1 protein-coding gene is annotated in these 1,875 nt (G+C 52.3%); it reads right to left on the bottom strand.

Features of this window, described 5'->3' with window-relative positions:
* Window positions 1-1,672: hypothetical protein (locus CVU71_18200; protein ID PKN16931.1), on the bottom strand; the 1,672-nt coding region annotated here is incomplete at its 3' end.
* Between the last annotated feature and the right edge of the window lie 203 nt (window positions 1,673-1,875).

The following is a 1,875-nucleotide window of genomic DNA, read 5'->3' as shown; positions in this document are numbered from 1 at the left end:
CTGTCCAGATCAGCGCCAGACCGGCGTTGGCCAGATTGCGGTATTGGACTTCTTTCTCCAGCAACTCCTGCTCTTTGAGCTTGCGGTCGGTGATGTCCATGATGGTGCCGATAAGCTGAATAGGTTTACCGGAATCGTTGTGAACAAGTTTTCCCCGGGTGTGACAGTACTTCAACTGTCCCTTACCGTCAACCACCCGGAAATCGACATCCAGCACGTCACCCGTTTGAAAAGAATGATCCAATGCCCGGCTGTATCCGGCAAAATCATCGGGATGAATAAACTTGCCGTTGGCCTCAACGCGCGGAACGAAATCCTGCGGTGATACACCGAAAATCTGATAGGTCTCGTCCGACCACCAGACACGATTGGTCAATAAATCCCACTCCCAGTTGCCGATCATAACTATGCGTTGGGCTTCATTCATTTTTTCCAGCAGTTCCGATTTGATCCGCTCGGTTTCCTTCAAAATGTTTGTCGTCTTTATCCGCTCATGACGGCTCCTGAGCAGTCCGATAATCAGCGCCGCCTGCAGGAGGATCAGACAGGCTCCTCCCACAATTTCTTTTTTATAGCTATCCCAGACGCTGAAAGACTTGAATTCGATCCGGCTTTCAGCCGGGAGCGAATCCTCTCTTATCCCCCAGCGTTTCAATTGCCGTCCGTCAAATCGATAACTGCCGATCGGCTCGCTTTTTACGCGGGCATCCGGTGCAAGGCCGGTCTGAAGCCACTGTATGGCAATCACCGCCGCCCTTCGGCCCAGGCCTTCGTGATGAATGAGAAATCCCCCCGTGATCCCGCTGCCCATGTAAGTGTCAAGCATTCCGTAAACCGGAACGCGGGCGGCCCGGGCGATTTCGATTGCGGCCCGGGCGGGCACCAGAACTTTCCCCGCGGCGTCGAGTTGCAGGGCCTGGTACATAACAACCGAGTTATTTTGCATCTTTTCCAGGCTGGCAAGCAGCGCCGGAAATGTCATGTTGGTCAGCGCGATAAACTCAACCTTTCCCCGGTACGGCGCCCCTTCCCTGATGGCTTCGTTTACCAGGTTTTGCTCAACTTGGCTTGCGCCGCCGACAACGTAGATTTTCCGGACGCCGGGATGGTTTTTAAGAATCAGTTCGATATTCTTTGTGGCCGAGAAAGTTGCTATAATTCCCGTGTAGTGGCGAGGCATCCTGTCCGGAATGTAGCCTTCCGCATTCAATCCGGCAAAGACAACGGGCACGTCGCCGAAGATCTCCTTTCCATAGCGCTCCATGAATTGCAGCGCCTGCTTGTACTGGACGATGATCAGATCCGGCTTTTCGATGGAATACTTTATTTTCAGCGAAGCGGCCATGGTGTCCATGTACTTACGGTCGGACGGATGGGTGGCCAACTGCAGGTTTTCAATGGACAAGGTAACCCGGAAGGTTTTATGCTCATTAAATTCCTCCATAGCGCCCTGCATAAACCACTGAATACCCTTATAGTCGAAGTTATAAGAGGGAATAATCAGAATGCGTCTGGGCCTGTCCGGAGAATCGACTGCGCGCGCTTCGGCAGGGATAAATCCGACACATGCGACGATGACGAGCGTGCAAACCAGCATCCTGCCGCAGGTACTGAACCAGCCTTGTTTGGTGGAATCCGGCATCATATTTCTTTTTCCTTTCGCATCTCGCATCTCGTCGTTCGTATCTCGTATTTCGTGACTCGTTATTTCGTCTTTCACGCTTTCGCTTCACGAACGATGAGCTGCGTCTTTTGTTTTTTCCAGTTCCGCAATTCTTGCCTTGAGTTCGGCCATTTTCATCTCCCGGCCGACAAAAACACGATTCGTTTCTTCCAGCTGCGCAATGGTCTGTTTCAGCTCTGCGGTGCGCTCAT

It is taken from the genome of Deltaproteobacteria bacterium HGW-Deltaproteobacteria-6, assembly GCA_002840435.1.
Taxonomy (GTDB): Bacteria; Desulfobacterota; Syntrophia; order Syntrophales; family Smithellaceae; genus UBA8904.
Note: the sequence above shows the minus strand (reverse complement) of the source record. Positions and strands in the feature narration are given on the sequence as shown.